Consider the following 14335-nt stretch of genomic DNA (forward strand, 5'->3'; position numbering starts at 1 on the left):
CAGATGGCTAAACAACCAGGATTAGATTTTCAAAGTGCCAAGGGTGGAACTGGCGAACTTAAACGCAGACTTTTGTTTGTAATTGGTGCGCTAATTGTATTCCGAATTGGTTCTTTTATTCCAATCCCTGGTATTGATGCCACTGTGCTTGCCAAATTGCTCGAACAGCAACAAGGCACCATCATTGAAATGTTTAACATGTTCTCTGGTGGTGCTCTTAGCCGTGCTTCTATCTTTGCTTTGGGGATCATGCCGTATATTTCGGCGTCGATCATCATCCAATTATTATCTGTGGTTAATCCACGATTAGCAGAGATTAAGAAGGAAGGAGAAGCAGGTCGTCGGAAGATAAGCCAATATACTCGTTGGGGTACTCTGGTATTAGCAATATTCCAATCTATTGGTATTGCAATGGGTCTACCGAATATGCCAGGGATGCAAGGATTGGTTATTGATCCGGGTCTTCCATTCTACTTTACGGCTGTTGTTAGCTTAGTCACAGGGACAATGTTCTTAATGTGGTTAGGTGAACAGATAACTGAAAGAGGTATTGGTAACGGTATCTCTATCATTATCTTCGCTGGTATTGTTGCGGGGTTACCGCCGGCTATTGGCCATACCATCGAGCAAGCTCGGCAAGGCGACCTGCACTTCCTCCTGTTGCTGTTGGTTGCAGTATTAGTATTCGCGGTTACTTTCTTTGTTGTGTTTATGGAACGTGGTCAACGTCGTATTGTCGTTAATTACGCTAAACGTCAGCAGGGGCGCCGTGTTTATGCAGCACAAAGTACACATTTACCGTTAAAAGTGAATATGGCGGGTGTAATTCCTGCAATTTTTGCTTCCAGTATCATACTATTCCCGGGTACAATAGCTTCTTGGTTTGGTGATGGAACTGGCTGGGACTGGCTGACGACTATTTCTATGTATTTGCAGCCTGGTCAACCGTTATATGTGTTGCTTTATGCATCTGCGATCATCTTCTTCTGTTTCTTCTATACGGCGTTGGTTTTCAACCCAAGAGAAACAGCAGATAACCTGAAGAAGTCCGGTGCATTTGTACCAGGAATTCGTCCGGGAGAGCAAACGGCCAAGTACATTGATAAGGTAATGACTCGCTTGACATTAGTTGGCGCATTATATATTACCTTCATCTGCCTAATCCCGGAGTTCATGCGTGACGCAATGAAAGTACCTTTTTACTTTGGTGGTACTTCCCTCTTAATCGTGGTTGTTGTTATCATGGACTTTATGGCTCAAGTGCAAACTCTGATGATGTCAAGTCAGTATGAGTCTGCATTGAAGAAAGCAAACCTGAAAGGTAAATAATCACTCTGTGTGATTATGGTTTGCTTAGAAGTTACGGAGAGTAAAAATGAAAGTTCGTGCTTCCGTCAAGAAATTATGCCGTAACTGCAAAGTTATCCGTCGCAATGGTAGCGTTCGTGTAATTTGCAGTGTTGAGCCAAGACATAAACAACGTCAAGGCTAAGAAAAAGCATTTTTTTCTTGCAAAGTTGGGTTGAGCTGGCTAAATTAGCCAGCCAATCTTTTTTATCTAAGATACATTATTGTTTGAGTATCCTGAAAACGGGCTTTTCAGCACAGTAATGTATATTTTAACTTAGGAGTGCATAGTGGCCCGTATAGCAGGCATTAACATTCCTGATCATAAACATACCGTAATCGCTTTAACATCGATTTTCGGAATCGGCAAAACACGTTCACAGGCTATCTGTGAAGCAACTGGTATTGCTGAAAATGTTAAGATCAGTGAACTGTCTGAAGAACAAATCGACAAGCTGCGTGACGAAGTTGCCAAGTATGTTGTAGAAGGTGACCTACGTCGTGAAATTACCCTGAGCATCAAGCGTCTAATGGACCTTGGTTGTTACCGTGGTTTACGTCATCGTCGTGGTCTTCCTGTGCGCGGACAGCGTACTAAGACTAACGCTCGTACCCGCAAGGGTCCGCGTAAGCCGATCAAGAAATAAGTCGGGGTACTGAATAATGGCAAAGGCACCAATTCGTGCACGTAAGCGTGTAAGAAAACAAGTCTCAGACGGTGTGGCTCATATCCATGCTTCTTTCAACAACACAATCGTTACTATTACTGATCGTCAAGGTAACGCATTAGGTTGGGCAACTGCCGGTGGTTCCGGTTTCCGTGGTTCTCGCAAATCCACTCCGTTTGCAGCTCAGGTTGCAGCAGAGCGTTGCGCAGAAGCTGTGAAAGAATACGGAATTAAAAACTTGGAAGTTATGGTTAAGGGACCGGGTCCGGGTCGCGAATCAACAATTCGTGCTCTGAACGCCGCAGGTTTTCGCATCACTAATATTACTGATGTGACTCCTATCCCTCATAACGGTTGTCGCCCACCGAAAAAACGTCGCGTTTAATACGTATCGTTTTTTAGGACTGTTGGAGAAAGAAAATGGCTAGATATTTGGGTCCTAAGCTCAAGCTGAGCCGTCGCGAAGGAACAGACCTCTTTCTGAAGTCTGGTGTTCGCGCGATTGACACCAAGTGTAAATTAGAACAGGCACCAGGCCAGCACGGAGCGCGTAAACCGCGTCTGTCTGACTATGGTGTTCAGTTACGTGAAAAACAAAAAGTTCGTCGTATCTACGGTGTTCTGGAGCGTCAATTCCGTAACTATTATAAAGAAGCAACACGTCTGAAAGGCAACACAGGTGAAAACCTGCTGACTTTGCTGGAAGGCCGTCTTGATAACGTAGTTTACCGTATGGGCTTTGGCGCAACTCGCGCAGAAGCACGTCAAATGGTTAGCCATAAGGCTATCATGGTAAATGGTCGCGTAGTTAATATCGCTTCTTATCAGGTTTCCCCGAATGACGTTATCAGCGTTCGTGAGAAAGCTAAAAAACAGTCTCGTATTAAGGCTGCTTTAGAGCTGGCTGAACAGCGTGAGAAGCCAACTTGGCTGGAAGTTGATGCTGCTAAAATGGAAGGTGTGTTCAAACGTATTCCTGAACGTACTGACTTGTCTGCGGACATTAACGAACACCTGATCGTCGAGCTTTACTCCAAGTAAAGCTTAGCACCAAAGAGAGGACACAATGCAGGGTTCTGTGACAGAGTTTCTAAAACCGCGCCTGGTAGATATCGAGCAAGTGAGTTCGACGCACGCTAAGGTGACCCTTGAGCCTTTAGAGCGTGGCTTTGGCCATACTCTTGGTAACGCACTGCGCCGTATTCTGCTTTCGTCTATGCCGGGTTGTGCGGTGACAGAGGTTGAGATTGATGGTGTACTGCATGAGTACAGCACCAAAGAAGGTGTACAGGAAGATATCCTGGAGATTCTCCTCAACCTGAAAGGGCTGGCGGTAAAAGTTCAGGGGAAAGATGAAGTTATTTTAACCTTGAATAAATCTGGCATTGGCCCTGTGACTGCAGCCGACATCATCCATGATGGTGATGTCGAAATCGTCAAGCCACAGCACATCATCTGCCACCTGACTGACGAAAGCGCATCTATTAATATGCGAATTAAAGTACAGCGTGGTCGTGGTTATGTGCCGGCTTCTGCCCGAGTTCATTCGGAAGAAGATGAGCGCCCAATCGGTCGTTTGTTAGTCGATGCTTGCTACAGCCCAGTAGAGCGTATTGCCTATAATGTTGAAGCAGCTCGTGTTGAGCAACGTACGGACTTGGATAAGTTAGTTATTGAAATGGAAACTAACGGTACAATCGATCCTGAAGAGGCGATTCGCCGTGCAGCGACCATTCTAGCTGAACAACTTGAAGCATTCGTTGATTTACGTGATGTACGTCAACCGGAAGTTAAAGAAGAGAAGCCAGAATTCGATCCTATCTTACTGCGCCCAGTTGACGATCTGGAATTGACTGTCCGCTCTGCTAACTGCCTCAAAGCAGAAGCTATCCACTACATCGGTGATCTGGTACAGCGTACAGAAGTTGAGTTGCTTAAAACGCCTAACCTCGGTAAGAAATCTCTTACTGAAATTAAGGACGTCTTGGCATCTCGTGGTCTTTCTCTGGGCATGCGCTTAGAAAATTGGCCACCAGCAAGTATTGCTGATGATTAAGATCACAGGTTAAGGTTTTACTGAGAAGGATAAGGTCATGCGCCATCGTAAGAGTGGTCGTCAATTGAACCGCAACAGCAGCCACCGCCAAGCTATGTTCCGTAACATGGCTGGTTCTTTAGTTCGTCATGAGATCATCAAGACGACTCTGCCTAAAGCGAAAGAACTGCGTCGCGTCGTTGAGCCGCTGATTACTCTTGCCAAGACCGACAGCGTAGCTAATCGTCGTCTGGCATTCGCACGTACTCGTGATAACGAGATCGTTGCAAAATTATTTAATGAACTGGGACCTCGTTTCGCAGCTCGTGCAGGTGGTTACACTCGTATTCTTAAGTGTGGCTACCGCACAGGTGACAATGCTCCGATGGCTTACATCGAGCTTGTTGACCGTGCTGTTGAGTCTCAAGAAGCAGCAGCAGAGTAATCTGTCGTCGCTTTCAAGAAAACCGGGTATATTGCCCGGTTTTTTTGTACCTGCTATTCTTACTTTTCCAAAGCAGATTTTGTGCTCTTGAATTTTTTGTTGTTAACCCTTATTTATAGGTAAGCGTTCATGAGTATGTATAAGATTGGCGAAATAGCTAAATTAGCTGATGTCACTCCAGACACCATCCGTTTTTATGAGAAACAAGGTTTGATGGGACATAAAATAAGAACTGAAGGTGGCTATCGGCTATTTACAGAACAGGATTTGCAGCGATTACGCTTTATTCGCTATGCAAAACAGTTAGGGTTTACTTTGGATGCTATTGCAGAGTTACTTTCAATAAGAGTTGATCCGGAACATCATACATGCCAAGAATCCAAGCAAATTGTTGATGTTAGGTTACTAGAAGTTGAAAAAAAAATACAAGAGCTTATTATTATGCGCGATTCACTGAAGATGCTTAGCTCAGCATGTTGTGGTGAGGAACATGCAACAACCTATTGTTCAATTATGGAGATTTTAGAAAAAGGTGCTTCTAAAGTTTATTAAGGATATAAAACCCACTAATTATATGAAGGTATATCATGAGTAAATATCAACATAAGCGTGGTGAGATTAAAGATAATGCAATTGTAGCATTACTTCATGACCCATTATTTCGTCAAAGAGTTGAGAAAAATAAAAAAGGTAAAGGAAGTTATACAAGAAAAGGGAAAAATAATAAGGCAGGTAACTGGGAGGCCAGTGGTAATAGGTTTATTTACTTATTACCACTGGCCTTTTAGTTATTTTTTATTCTGTTCTTTTAATAAATCACGAATTTCTGATAATAAGACTTCTTCAGTTGATGGTGGTGCAGGCTCAGCTGGAGCAGCTTCTTTTGCACGGCGAACTTTATTCATTGCTTTAATTGCCATAAAAATAGCAAAGGCGACAATAATAAAGTCAAATACAGTTTGTAAAAACATCCCATAATTAAGTACTACGGCTGGTAAGTCACCTTGCGCTTCTTTTAGAACAATACTAAATGATTTGAAATCAACACCTCCGATGATTAAACCTAGTGGAGGCATGATGACATCAGCAACTAGAGAAGATACAATTTTACCGAAAGCAGCACCAATAATAATACCGACAGCCATATCTACTACATTGCCTTTCATGGCAAATTCACGGAAATCTTTTAAAAAGCTCATTCGACGACCCCTTAATAAATACCTTAATTGAAACAAAATGTGTATTAGGTTAACAAATTATAGTCGCTAGAATTAATAAGCTACAAATATTTATACATTTTTATTTTTTATAAAAAGAATGGACTTGGCTGGAATAGTTTTTCAACATCAGGGACATGTTTTTTATCTGTAATAAACATGATGACATGGTCGCCTTGTTCAATAATATGGTAATCGCTAGCAATAATTACTTCTTCTTCGCGAACTATTGCCCCAATAATTGTACCTGGCGGAAGTTTAATCTCTGATATTTTTTTACCAACAACTTTAGATGTATTCTCATCGCCGTGTGCAATTGCTTCGATTGCTTCAGCAACACCTCTTCTTAATGATGAAACATTCACGATATCGGCTTTTCTCACATGACTTAATAAAGCTGAAATTGTCGCTTGCTGTGGTGAAATTGCAATATCAATAACCCCACCTTGCACAAGTTCAACATAAGCTGAGCGTTGAATAAGTACCATTGCTTTTTTAGCGCCCATTTTTTTTGCTAGCATGGCAGACATAATATTAGCTTCATCGTCATTTGTAAGAGCAATAAATACATCCATCTGTTCAATGTGTTCTTCCGTTAGTAACTCTTGATCAGATGCATCACCATAAAAAACGATAGTATCATGCAATAACTCAGCAAGTTCTGTTGCACGTTGTTGGTTTCGCTCAATTAATTTTACACTGTAGTCTTTTTCAAGCCTTCTAGCTAAACCTGCACCAACATTACCACCGCCAACAATCATTAAACGTTTATAGGGTTTTTCCAGTCTTTGTAGTTCACTCATGACTGCTCTGATATGTTGTGTTGAAGCGACGAAAAATACCTCATCACCCGCTTCAATAATAGTTGAGCCTTGTGGGCGGATTGGTCTGTCTTGACGAAATATTGCTACGACACGAGTATCGATATGAGGCATGTGTTCACGTAAACTGGATAAGGCGTTGCCTACAAGTGATCCCCCATAATAGGCTTTTACTGCCACAATGCTGACTTTACCTTCCGCAAAATTAACGACCTGGAGCGCACCTGGATATTGGATTAATTTATAAATGTAATCTATCACTAACTGCTCTGGCGATATCAAATAATCAATAGGGATCTGTTCAGGTAGAAAGAGCTTATCCGCTTCACGAATATATTCGGTTGCCCTAATACGAGCAATTTTATTAGGTGTATTAAATAGGCTATATGCAATTTGGCAAGCAATCATATTTGTTTCGTCAGAGTTAGTGACGGCAACTAGCATGTCTGCGTCTTCGGCTCCAGCATCACGAAGGACTCTAGGATGAGAGCCATGGCCATTAACGACACGCAGATCAAACTGATCTTGTAGCTGACGTAGGCGATCTCCGTCTGTATCAACTACTGTAATATCATTGTTCTCATCAACTAAATTTTCAGCAAGTGTCCCACCAACTTGCCCAGCGCCTAGAATAATGATCTTCATTGCATATTCCTATATCAGGTAATTAACGACTTATTATTGTACTTTTTTTATTAAGCGTGCATAAAAAAAGCCATCACCACCATCGGTAGTTGGCAATATTTGTAACCCTAATTTGGTTCCATCATTTAGGCATGCATCAGTATGCTTAGTTAGGAAATTTTCTATTTGCTGGCTGTTTTCTTCAGGCATAATTGAACAAGTCGCATATAGCAAAGTCCCGTCTGGTTTTAAATAAGGCCAAATAGCTTCAAGTATTTGAGCCTGTAGCTGTGCAAGTTCATTGATATCAGTATCACGGCGTAGCCATTTAATATCAGGATGGCGCCTTATTACACCGGTTGCAGAGCAAGGTGCATCTAGTAAAATGCGGTCAAATTGCTGTTCTTTCGCCCATTTTTCTGGTTGAGTACCATCACCTTGAACAACTGTTGCATGTTGTTGTAGCCGTGTTAGATTTTCTTTTACCCTTTTAAGGCGAGCATCATCAATATCTACCGCGAGTACTTTCGCTTTTGGCGCTAACTCTAAAATATGTGTTGTTTTCCCACCAGGTGCTGCACATAAATCTAGGATACTTTCACCATCTTGGGGTTGTAATAGTTCAGCACAACCTTGAGCGGACACATCTTGCACTGTACACCAACCTTCTTCAAAGCCCGGTAGTTTAGAAACTGCGGTTGGTTCATGCAAACGAATAGCACTGGTATGCGTGGCATGTACATCCGCAGCTATGTCAGCCTGTTTGAGTAAATCAAGATATTGAGTTGCGGTATGGTGCTGAGAGTTGACCCTTAACCACATAGGTGGGCGTTGGTTATTTGCATCTGTGATTGATTGCCATTCATCAGGATAGGCATTTTGTATGCGTTTCAATAACCAACTCGGATGTAAATACTGGCTATTGTTGTTAGCAATGCGTTCTTCTAATTGTGTTTGTTGGCGCTGGAATGAACGCAAAACCCCATTAACCAGCCCTTTTAGTTGTGGGCGTTTTAAGGCAACAGCGCCATTGACTGTTTCCGCCAATGCGGCATGCGCCGGAATTCGAGTATAAAGAAGTTGATAAATACCCACCATGATGAGGTAGTGAAGCGCTCTTTGCTTACCTGTTAATGGTTTTTCCATAAGCTGGCCAATGAACCATTCTAGTTTAGGTAAGTAACGTAAGACACCAAAACAAATCTCTTGTAATAGTGCTTTATCTTTATCATTGATATTGCGTTGTAAATCGGGCAACACAGTATTTAAGGATTGTCCATTATCAAGAACTTGACTGATTGCTGTTGCTGCGATACTTCGCAAATTATATGTATTTTTCATAAAAGAAGATGAACTTTGTAGTTGCTAAAATAAAACTGCCTGATGATATCAGGCAGTTTACAGATTTATTAATCTAGAATTTGCTCTGGAGTAAACCATTCACGACGGGAGTTTAGTATATCTTGCGCACTCATTGCTTTTTTGCCTGGTGGTTGTAACTGAGTGATATTCAGTATGCCATTACCCGTGGCAATGCTTATCCCTTTTTTATCGGCGCTAATGATTGTTCCTGGCTGTTTATTGTGAGTCCCAGAGATTACTTCAGCTTGCCATACTTTGATTAGCTGCTCTTCAACCGTAAAATGACTCATAGGCCAAGGGTTAAATGCGCGGATACAGCGTTCGATGTGGCTGGCATCTTGTTGCCAATCAATACGCGCTTCTTCCTTAGATAATTTTTCGGCATAATTAGCCAGCGAATCATCCTGCTTTTCTGGGACACATTGGCCTAACGACAACATATCTACGGTATGGATCAATGCTTGTGGGCCAGTTATCGCTAGCTTTTCATACAATGTAGCACTTGTATCGTGGGGGGTAATCGGGCAAATTGCCTTATAAAGCATATCACCTGTGTCTAAACCTGCATCCATTTGCATAATAGTGACGCCCGTTTCAGCATCACCTGCCCAAATAGAACGTTGAATAGGAGCAGCTCCTCGCCAACGAGGTAGTAAAGAGCCGTGAACATTTAGGCAGCCTAAACGAGGAATATCTAAAACAGCTTGTGGCAGAATTAACCCATAGGCAACGACGATCATTAGGTCTGCGTTTCTTTCTTTGATCCATTGTTGATTTTCAGCATCTCGAAGCGATACAGGTTGAAAAACAGGAAGTTGGTGCTCTTCAGCTAGAACTTTAACCGGACTTGGTGTTAGTTTTTTCCCTCTACCCGCAGGTTTATCGTGGCGAGTAAGTACACCAACAATTTGGTGATTCGTTTCTAAAAGCGCGGCTAAATGTTTAGCAGCAAAATCCGGAGTACCCGCAAAGATAATTTTTAATGGTTCTGACACGTTAATTTCCCTGTTTATAGTTACCAAGCTAGCTATTTTTTAGCCTCTTTTGCTCTTTGTCTATCCAGTTTTTCAACTTTTTGGCGGATGCGTTGACGTTTTAAAGGGGATAAATAATCAACAAACAGCTTACCAACAAGGTGATCCATTTCATGTTGGATACAAATAGCTAATAAACCATCCGCTTCAAGCTCAAAAGACTCTCCGTTGTAATCTAAAGCCTTAACTTTTACTTGCTCTGCTCGCGGCACAAACCCATGCTGTTCAGGAATAGAAAGACAACCCTCTTCGATACCAGTTTCTCCTGATTTATCTAATAATTCAGGGTTAATAAGTACTAGACGTTCATCACGGGTTTCAGAAACATCAATAACAATAATACGCTGGTGGATATCGACTTGTGTTGCTGCGAGCCCAATACCTTCTTCTTCATACATGGTATCGAACATATCATCAACGATGCGCTGAATAGAGGCATCAACTTTTTCGACCGGCTTAGCAATTGTGCGTAAGCGTTCGTCTGGGTAATGTAACACGTTTAAGACTGACATAAATTTTTCGAGCAGTTTCCAAAAAGTGAATGGGAATTAATGACTATTCTAGACATTTCTCCGTCATATTGACAGTATTGGTTATCATTTGTTCACTGAAGAACCTATTTACTAATTTAGTCAGGATGACAAAATGAATACTCAAGAAATCTGGCTGAGAATGTCACAGGTAAAAAAGCTATTACCTCAGCGTGCAGTAAAAATAGTTAATGAGTTAACCCTGTTAGATAAGGTTAGTCATCAAGCCTTACGAGACAGTGGTCTGAATGAGATGCAGCAATTGCAATTTCTTCATGTTCCAATGAATCGAATCGAAAAAGTACAAAAATGGCTCGCTAATCAAAATCATCAATTAATTACTTATCTTGACCCTAATTACCCACATCTCTTAAAGCAAATTTATCGTCCTCCCCTATTACTTTTTGTGGTAGGGCAAAGTGAATTGTTAGCAACGCCACAGGTTGCTTTAATTGGTAGCCGGCAAGCTAGCGAATATGGTCGAAAATGGACCAATATATTTACTAAAGACTTTGTGCAGCATGGGGTGACTATCACGAGTGGACTCGCAATCGGTATTGATGGAATAAGCCACAAAGCTGCGCTTGACAATGATGGTAAAACCATCGCAGTTCTGGGAAGTGGTCTAGAAAATATTTATCCAAAACAACATTATGGGTTAGCTGAGCATATTAAAATGAATGGGGCACTAATTTCCGAATACTGGCCTAGCACTCCCCCATTACCCAAGCAGTTTCCGCAGCGAAATCGTATCATTAGTGGGTTAAGTAAAGCAGTTGTTGTGATAGAGGCAGGTATGAAAAGTGGTTCATTAATAACAGCGCGATATGCAATTGAACAAAATCGTGATCTTTTTACATTACCTGCTCCATTAGGTAACCCTGCGTTTGGAGGGAATCATTGGTTATTACAACAGGGGGCTTATTTATTAATAGAACCAAATGATGTTTTGCAGCATTTAGTTGATGGGTTAAATTGGATTCAAACGGAGTTACCTATAAATGAAAACCCACTTGAGTTTAATGTGGTAGAAAATAAAATTTTAGGTATGGTGGGGTACAAACCTACACCAGTAGATGTGATTGCAGAACAAACACAAGTCCCAATCACTCAAGTGATTTCTATTTTAACTGAAATGGAAATTAATGGAGTGATTTGCTCAAGTGCTGGTGGGTATATTAGATTAATTTAGCTTTATCGGCTAAAGAAAGTAGAGAATGATATGTCGAAACAGCTGCCTTTTGATACAGAAAAAAATGAATATTGCCCAGAATGTAACTCTATACTGGTGATCCGTAATAGTACACACGGCCCTTTTTTAGGTTGCTCAAGTTATCCTCAGTGCAATTATATGCGCCCACTTAGGGCAATGGTGGAAAGCCATATCATTAAAGTTTTAGACGGGCAATCTTGTCCGAAATGTGGTCATGATTTAGTGCTGAAACAAGGCCGATTTGGCATGTTCATAGGTTGTAGTAACTACCCTGAGTGTGAACATATTGAGCTAATTGATAAGCCGGATGAAACTAAAATTCCATGCCCACAATGCCAAAAAGGAAATTTATTGCAAAGAAAATCCCGTTTTGGGAAGACTTTTTATGCTTGTGATAATTATCCTAACTGTCAGTTTATATTAAATAATAAACCTGTGACTGGTAAATGTTTGTATTGTGAATATCCATTATTGATGGAAAAAAAGGGGGGACAAGGAGTAAGATTATTTTGTGCCAGTAAACGTTGCGGTAAGCAACAAGAAGAATAACGAGTTAAAACTATGCCAAATAAATCTACACCTGCAATTGAAAGTATTATTGTTTCATTACAAAAAGGGGAAGTTATTGCCTATCCAACGGAAGCTGTTTTTGGATTAGGTTGCGACCCTGATAACGAAAATGCAGTCAACAAGTTATTAGAACTAAAGCAACGCCCTTGGGAGAAAGGTTTAATTCTGATTGCTGATAGTTACGAACAATTAAAAGACTATGTTGATGATAAACAACTCACGGAAGAGCAAAAGCAAGCGATGTTCGCAACTTGGCCGGGCCCTGTAACCTGGGTGATACCCGCGAAAGCCTCTACACCAAAGTGGTTAACTGGCCAATTTGATACTTTAGCGGTGAGGGTTACTACTCACGAGTTAGTAAAAAAATTATGTCGTGAATATGGTAAACCGTTGGTGTCTACAAGCGCTAATTTAAGTGGGCTAGAGCCATGTAGAACAACAAATGAGGTTATTGCTCAATTCAACAAAAGTATTCCTGTTTTGGATGGGGTGGTTGGCGGTCGCCAAAACCCATCTGAAATTAGGGATGCTAAAACGGGTCAATTGTATCGTAAAGGGTAATGTTCATGGAAATGTTTGCGGTTTTTGGTAACCCGATTCAACACAGTAAATCACCATCTATACATAAAATGTTTGCGGAGCAAACAGGTATACTACTTGAATACGAAAAAATTTTAGCGCCTGTAGATAACTTTGAGCTCAGTTTAGCCGAATTTTTTTCTCAGGGGGGGAAAGGTGCAAACATTACTTTGCCATTTAAAGAAAGGGCATATCAGCTTGTTTCTGAGTTAACGGAAAGAGCCCAAGCCTGTGGCGCAGTTAATACTGTGATGAAGTTAGATGATAACCGCCTGCTTGGTGATAATACCGATGGCATGGGCCTATTGTTAGACCTCCAACGCTTAGAATTTATTCATCCGAATAGCAAGATACTAATGATCGGAGCTGGTGGGGCAACTCGGGGAGCGCTACTCCCCCTCTTGGAATATGGATGTAACATTACTCTAACGAATAGAACGTATGCCAAAGTAGAAACATTAGTTAATGAGTTTTCTTCACTAGGTAACATAAAAGGGATGCAGATCGAACAGATCACCTCTCCTGATTTTGATCTAATTATTAATGCAACTTCATCGGGTGTAAGTGGTGATATCCCGACAATAAACTCACTGATATTTACCAAACAAGTTGCTTGTTACGATATGTTTTATCAATCTACATTGACGCCATTTTTATCTTTTGCATGTGAACATCAGGTGACAAAAATAGCGGATGGCCTTGGTATGCTTGTAGGGCAAGCTGCATTTTCTTTTAAGCTATGGCATGGTGTTCTCCCTGAAATTACGCCAGTTCTATCTGCTTTATATAAGGAATTGAAAGGGTGAACCAGCAAATTCAATTTCCTGATAGAGAAGAGTGGGATGAATTATCCAAGCAAGTACGTTTTCCTGTATTGATTAGCGGAATGCTTGCTGAATGTGCAGTTCCTCAGTCATTATTGTTTCAACGCTATGGTAAAGAAGAAACTCCTCTGAGGTTATTTCAGCAGCATCGATGGGATATAGAAGAAGAGTTTGAAGCCTTGATTGAACAAGGCCACGATGGCGCACATGGTCTTTACGTATTATCAGAGGCTAAATAGTTGTTTTTCCATTCGACATAGTTGTTTGCTGAATAACGTAAATGGCCTAACTCAGCATCAGTCAATTTTCGGATGGCTTTTGCTGGGCTTCCCGTATATAAGTAGCCAGATTCGAGTCTTTTCCCTTGAGTCACTAAACTGTTAGCACCAATAACGACATCATCTTCGATGATAGCCCCATCAATGATAATTGAGCCCATTCCAACTAGCACTCTATTTCCTATAGTACAGCCATGTAGCATCACTTTATGACCTACGGTGACATCTTCGCCAATGATTAGCGGGTTACCAGTAGGATTGCTGCTTGATTTATGAGTAACATGCAAAACACAACCATCCTGAATGTTAGTCCTTGCGCCGATAGATATATAATTTACGTCACCACGTAAAACTGAAAGTGGCCAAATACTGACATCATTAGCTAAACGTACATCTCCAATCACAACTGCGGAAGGGTCAATAAAGACACTTGGTTCGACAGAAGGGGATATTCCTAGATAAGGGCGTAAAAGTTTGTTCATTTCTATGACCATTAAAAATATCAATATAAAGGTTAGAAACTAAAATAGTTAGTTCATCAACAATGGGAGTATCTAACAAGTTTCATTAAAGTAGAATTATAGGCAGAAATTAGCTTTTTTTATAACCATAATGAAGCTAAAAAACACAGAGTGATGATTTTATCCCCAAACGGCATTTTTTTTTAAAAAAAAGGTTGTGTAATTCTAATACCTCCCTATAATGCGCATCCGTTGTCACGATAAACCGGCTCGAAGAAAACCTCGAAGCCTTGTGATAACAGAGGTGAGAAAGAAAAAGTTGAAAAT

At 41.0% G+C, this 14335-nt stretch carries 20 protein-coding genes; 14 read left to right on the forward strand and 6 right to left on the reverse strand.

The features are described from left to right. The first annotated feature begins 3 nt into the window (after positions 1 to 3). The 9 genes from secY to ACPEH5_RS22350 all read left to right on the forward strand — a co-directional run bounded on the left by secY (position 4) and on the right by ACPEH5_RS22350 (position 5283). Positions 4 to 1329, forward strand: a complete 1326-nt coding sequence (secY, locus tag ACPEH5_RS22310; RefSeq protein WP_042847554.1) for a preprotein translocase subunit SecY — start codon at positions 4 to 6, stop codon at positions 1327 to 1329. A gap of 46 nt (positions 1330 to 1375) precedes the next feature. Beyond that, positions 1376 to 1492, forward strand: coding sequence for a 50S ribosomal protein L36 (gene rpmJ, locus ACPEH5_RS22315; protein ID WP_071548716.1), 117 nt, complete (start codon positions 1376 to 1378; stop codon positions 1490 to 1492). A gap of 145 nt (positions 1493 to 1637) precedes the next feature. Further along, entirely contained in the window at positions 1638 to 1994 is a 357-nt protein-coding gene (gene rpsM / locus ACPEH5_RS22320; RefSeq protein WP_004907144.1) for a 30S ribosomal protein S13, read from the forward strand. 16 nt (positions 1995 to 2010) lie between these two features. Further along, complete coding sequence (gene rpsK / locus ACPEH5_RS22325) at positions 2011 to 2400, forward strand: 30S ribosomal protein S11 (RefSeq protein WP_002919257.1); 390 nt, start codon at positions 2011 to 2013, stop codon at positions 2398 to 2400. Between the two features lie 35 nt (positions 2401 to 2435). Continuing rightward, positions 2436 to 3056: a 30S ribosomal protein S4 gene (gene rpsD, locus ACPEH5_RS22330; protein WP_004265487.1), complete on the forward strand. Its 621-nt coding sequence runs from the start codon at positions 2436 to 2438 to the stop codon at positions 3054 to 3056. Between the two features lie 25 nt (positions 3057 to 3081). Beyond that, a complete protein-coding gene (locus ACPEH5_RS22335) occupies positions 3082 to 4071 on the forward strand; it encodes a DNA-directed RNA polymerase subunit alpha (RefSeq protein WP_004265491.1) in 990 nt (329 codons plus the stop codon). Positions 4072 to 4108: 37 nt separating this feature from the next. Then, positions 4109 to 4495: a 50S ribosomal protein L17 gene (rplQ, locus tag ACPEH5_RS22340; protein ID WP_004907152.1), complete on the forward strand. Its 387-nt coding sequence runs from the start codon at positions 4109 to 4111 to the stop codon at positions 4493 to 4495. Positions 4496 to 4630: 135 nt separating this feature from the next. Beyond that, positions 4631 to 5047: a Zn(2+)-responsive transcriptional regulator gene (zntR, locus tag ACPEH5_RS22345; RefSeq protein ID WP_042847794.1), complete on the forward strand. Its 417-nt coding sequence runs from the start codon at positions 4631 to 4633 to the stop codon at positions 5045 to 5047. A gap of 35 nt (positions 5048 to 5082) precedes the next feature. After that, positions 5083 to 5283, forward strand: coding sequence for an alternative ribosome-rescue factor A (locus ACPEH5_RS22350; protein WP_042847548.1), 201 nt, complete (start codon positions 5083 to 5085; stop codon positions 5281 to 5283). Here the strand turns inward: ACPEH5_RS22350 and mscL are convergent, their stop codons facing one another. From mscL to def, 5 genes are all read right to left on the reverse strand, one after another. Further along, the gene (gene mscL / locus ACPEH5_RS22355; protein WP_042847544.1) at positions 5284 to 5694 is read right to left on the reverse strand and encodes a large-conductance mechanosensitive channel protein MscL; all 411 of its coding nucleotides are present in this window, start codon (positions 5692 to 5694) and stop codon (positions 5284 to 5286) included. It abuts the gene before it with no gap. Positions 5695 to 5801: 107 nt separating this feature from the next. Continuing rightward, complete coding sequence (gene trkA / locus ACPEH5_RS22360) at positions 5802 to 7178, reverse strand: Trk system potassium transporter TrkA (protein ID WP_042847541.1); 1377 nt, start codon at positions 7176 to 7178, stop codon at positions 5802 to 5804. A gap of 33 nt (positions 7179 to 7211) precedes the next feature. Then, positions 7212 to 8498, reverse strand: a complete 1287-nt coding sequence (gene rsmB, locus ACPEH5_RS22365; protein WP_281111415.1) for a 16S rRNA (cytosine(967)-C(5))-methyltransferase RsmB — start codon at positions 8496 to 8498, stop codon at positions 7212 to 7214. Between the two features lie 68 nt (positions 8499 to 8566). After that, a complete protein-coding gene (gene fmt, locus ACPEH5_RS22370; RefSeq protein WP_129467308.1) occupies positions 8567 to 9514 on the reverse strand; it encodes a methionyl-tRNA formyltransferase in 948 nt (315 codons plus the stop codon). Positions 9515 to 9546: 32 nt separating this feature from the next. Then, positions 9547 to 10065: a peptide deformylase gene (def, locus tag ACPEH5_RS22375; RefSeq protein ID WP_129467307.1), complete on the reverse strand. Its 519-nt coding sequence runs from the start codon at positions 10063 to 10065 to the stop codon at positions 9547 to 9549. A gap of 133 nt (positions 10066 to 10198) precedes the next feature. On the opposite strand from def, the gene dprA reads away from it, so the two are divergent. The 5 genes from dprA to ACPEH5_RS22400 are packed head-to-tail and all read left to right on the forward strand — an operon-like array spanning position 10199 to position 13508. Continuing rightward, the gene (gene dprA, locus ACPEH5_RS22380; RefSeq protein ID WP_166696432.1) at positions 10199 to 11275 is read left to right on the forward strand and encodes a DNA-processing protein DprA; all 1077 of its coding nucleotides are present in this window, start codon (positions 10199 to 10201) and stop codon (positions 11273 to 11275) included. A gap of 30 nt (positions 11276 to 11305) precedes the next feature. After that, positions 11306 to 11845, forward strand: coding sequence for a DNA topoisomerase family protein (locus ACPEH5_RS22385; protein ID WP_042847532.1), 540 nt, complete (start codon positions 11306 to 11308; stop codon positions 11843 to 11845). Between the two features lie 12 nt (positions 11846 to 11857). Next, positions 11858 to 12427, forward strand: coding sequence for an L-threonylcarbamoyladenylate synthase type 1 TsaC (gene tsaC / locus ACPEH5_RS22390; RefSeq protein ID WP_048605774.1), 570 nt, complete (start codon positions 11858 to 11860; stop codon positions 12425 to 12427). 5 nt (positions 12428 to 12432) lie between these two features. Further along, positions 12433 to 13251 (forward strand): shikimate dehydrogenase, encoded by an 819-nt coding sequence (aroE, locus tag ACPEH5_RS22395; protein WP_042847530.1) that lies wholly within the window; start codon positions 12433 to 12435, stop codon positions 13249 to 13251. After that, positions 13248 to 13508, forward strand: a complete 261-nt coding sequence (locus ACPEH5_RS22400; RefSeq protein WP_042847529.1) for a DUF1488 domain-containing protein — start codon at positions 13248 to 13250, stop codon at positions 13506 to 13508. Before aroE ends, ACPEH5_RS22400 begins: the two co-directional genes overlap by 4 nt. Here ACPEH5_RS22400 and ACPEH5_RS22405 read toward each other — a convergent pair. Continuing rightward, the gene (locus ACPEH5_RS22405) at positions 13484 to 14029 is read right to left on the reverse strand and encodes a gamma carbonic anhydrase family protein (protein ID WP_042847528.1); all 546 of its coding nucleotides are present in this window, start codon (positions 14027 to 14029) and stop codon (positions 13484 to 13486) included. The genes ACPEH5_RS22400 and ACPEH5_RS22405 overlap by 25 nt on opposite strands. Positions 14030 to 14335 lie beyond the last annotated feature (306 nt).

It is taken from the genome of Providencia sp. NPDC089933, assembly GCF_049545585.1.
Lineage (GTDB): Bacteria > Pseudomonadota > Gammaproteobacteria > Enterobacterales > Enterobacteriaceae > Providencia > Providencia huashanensis.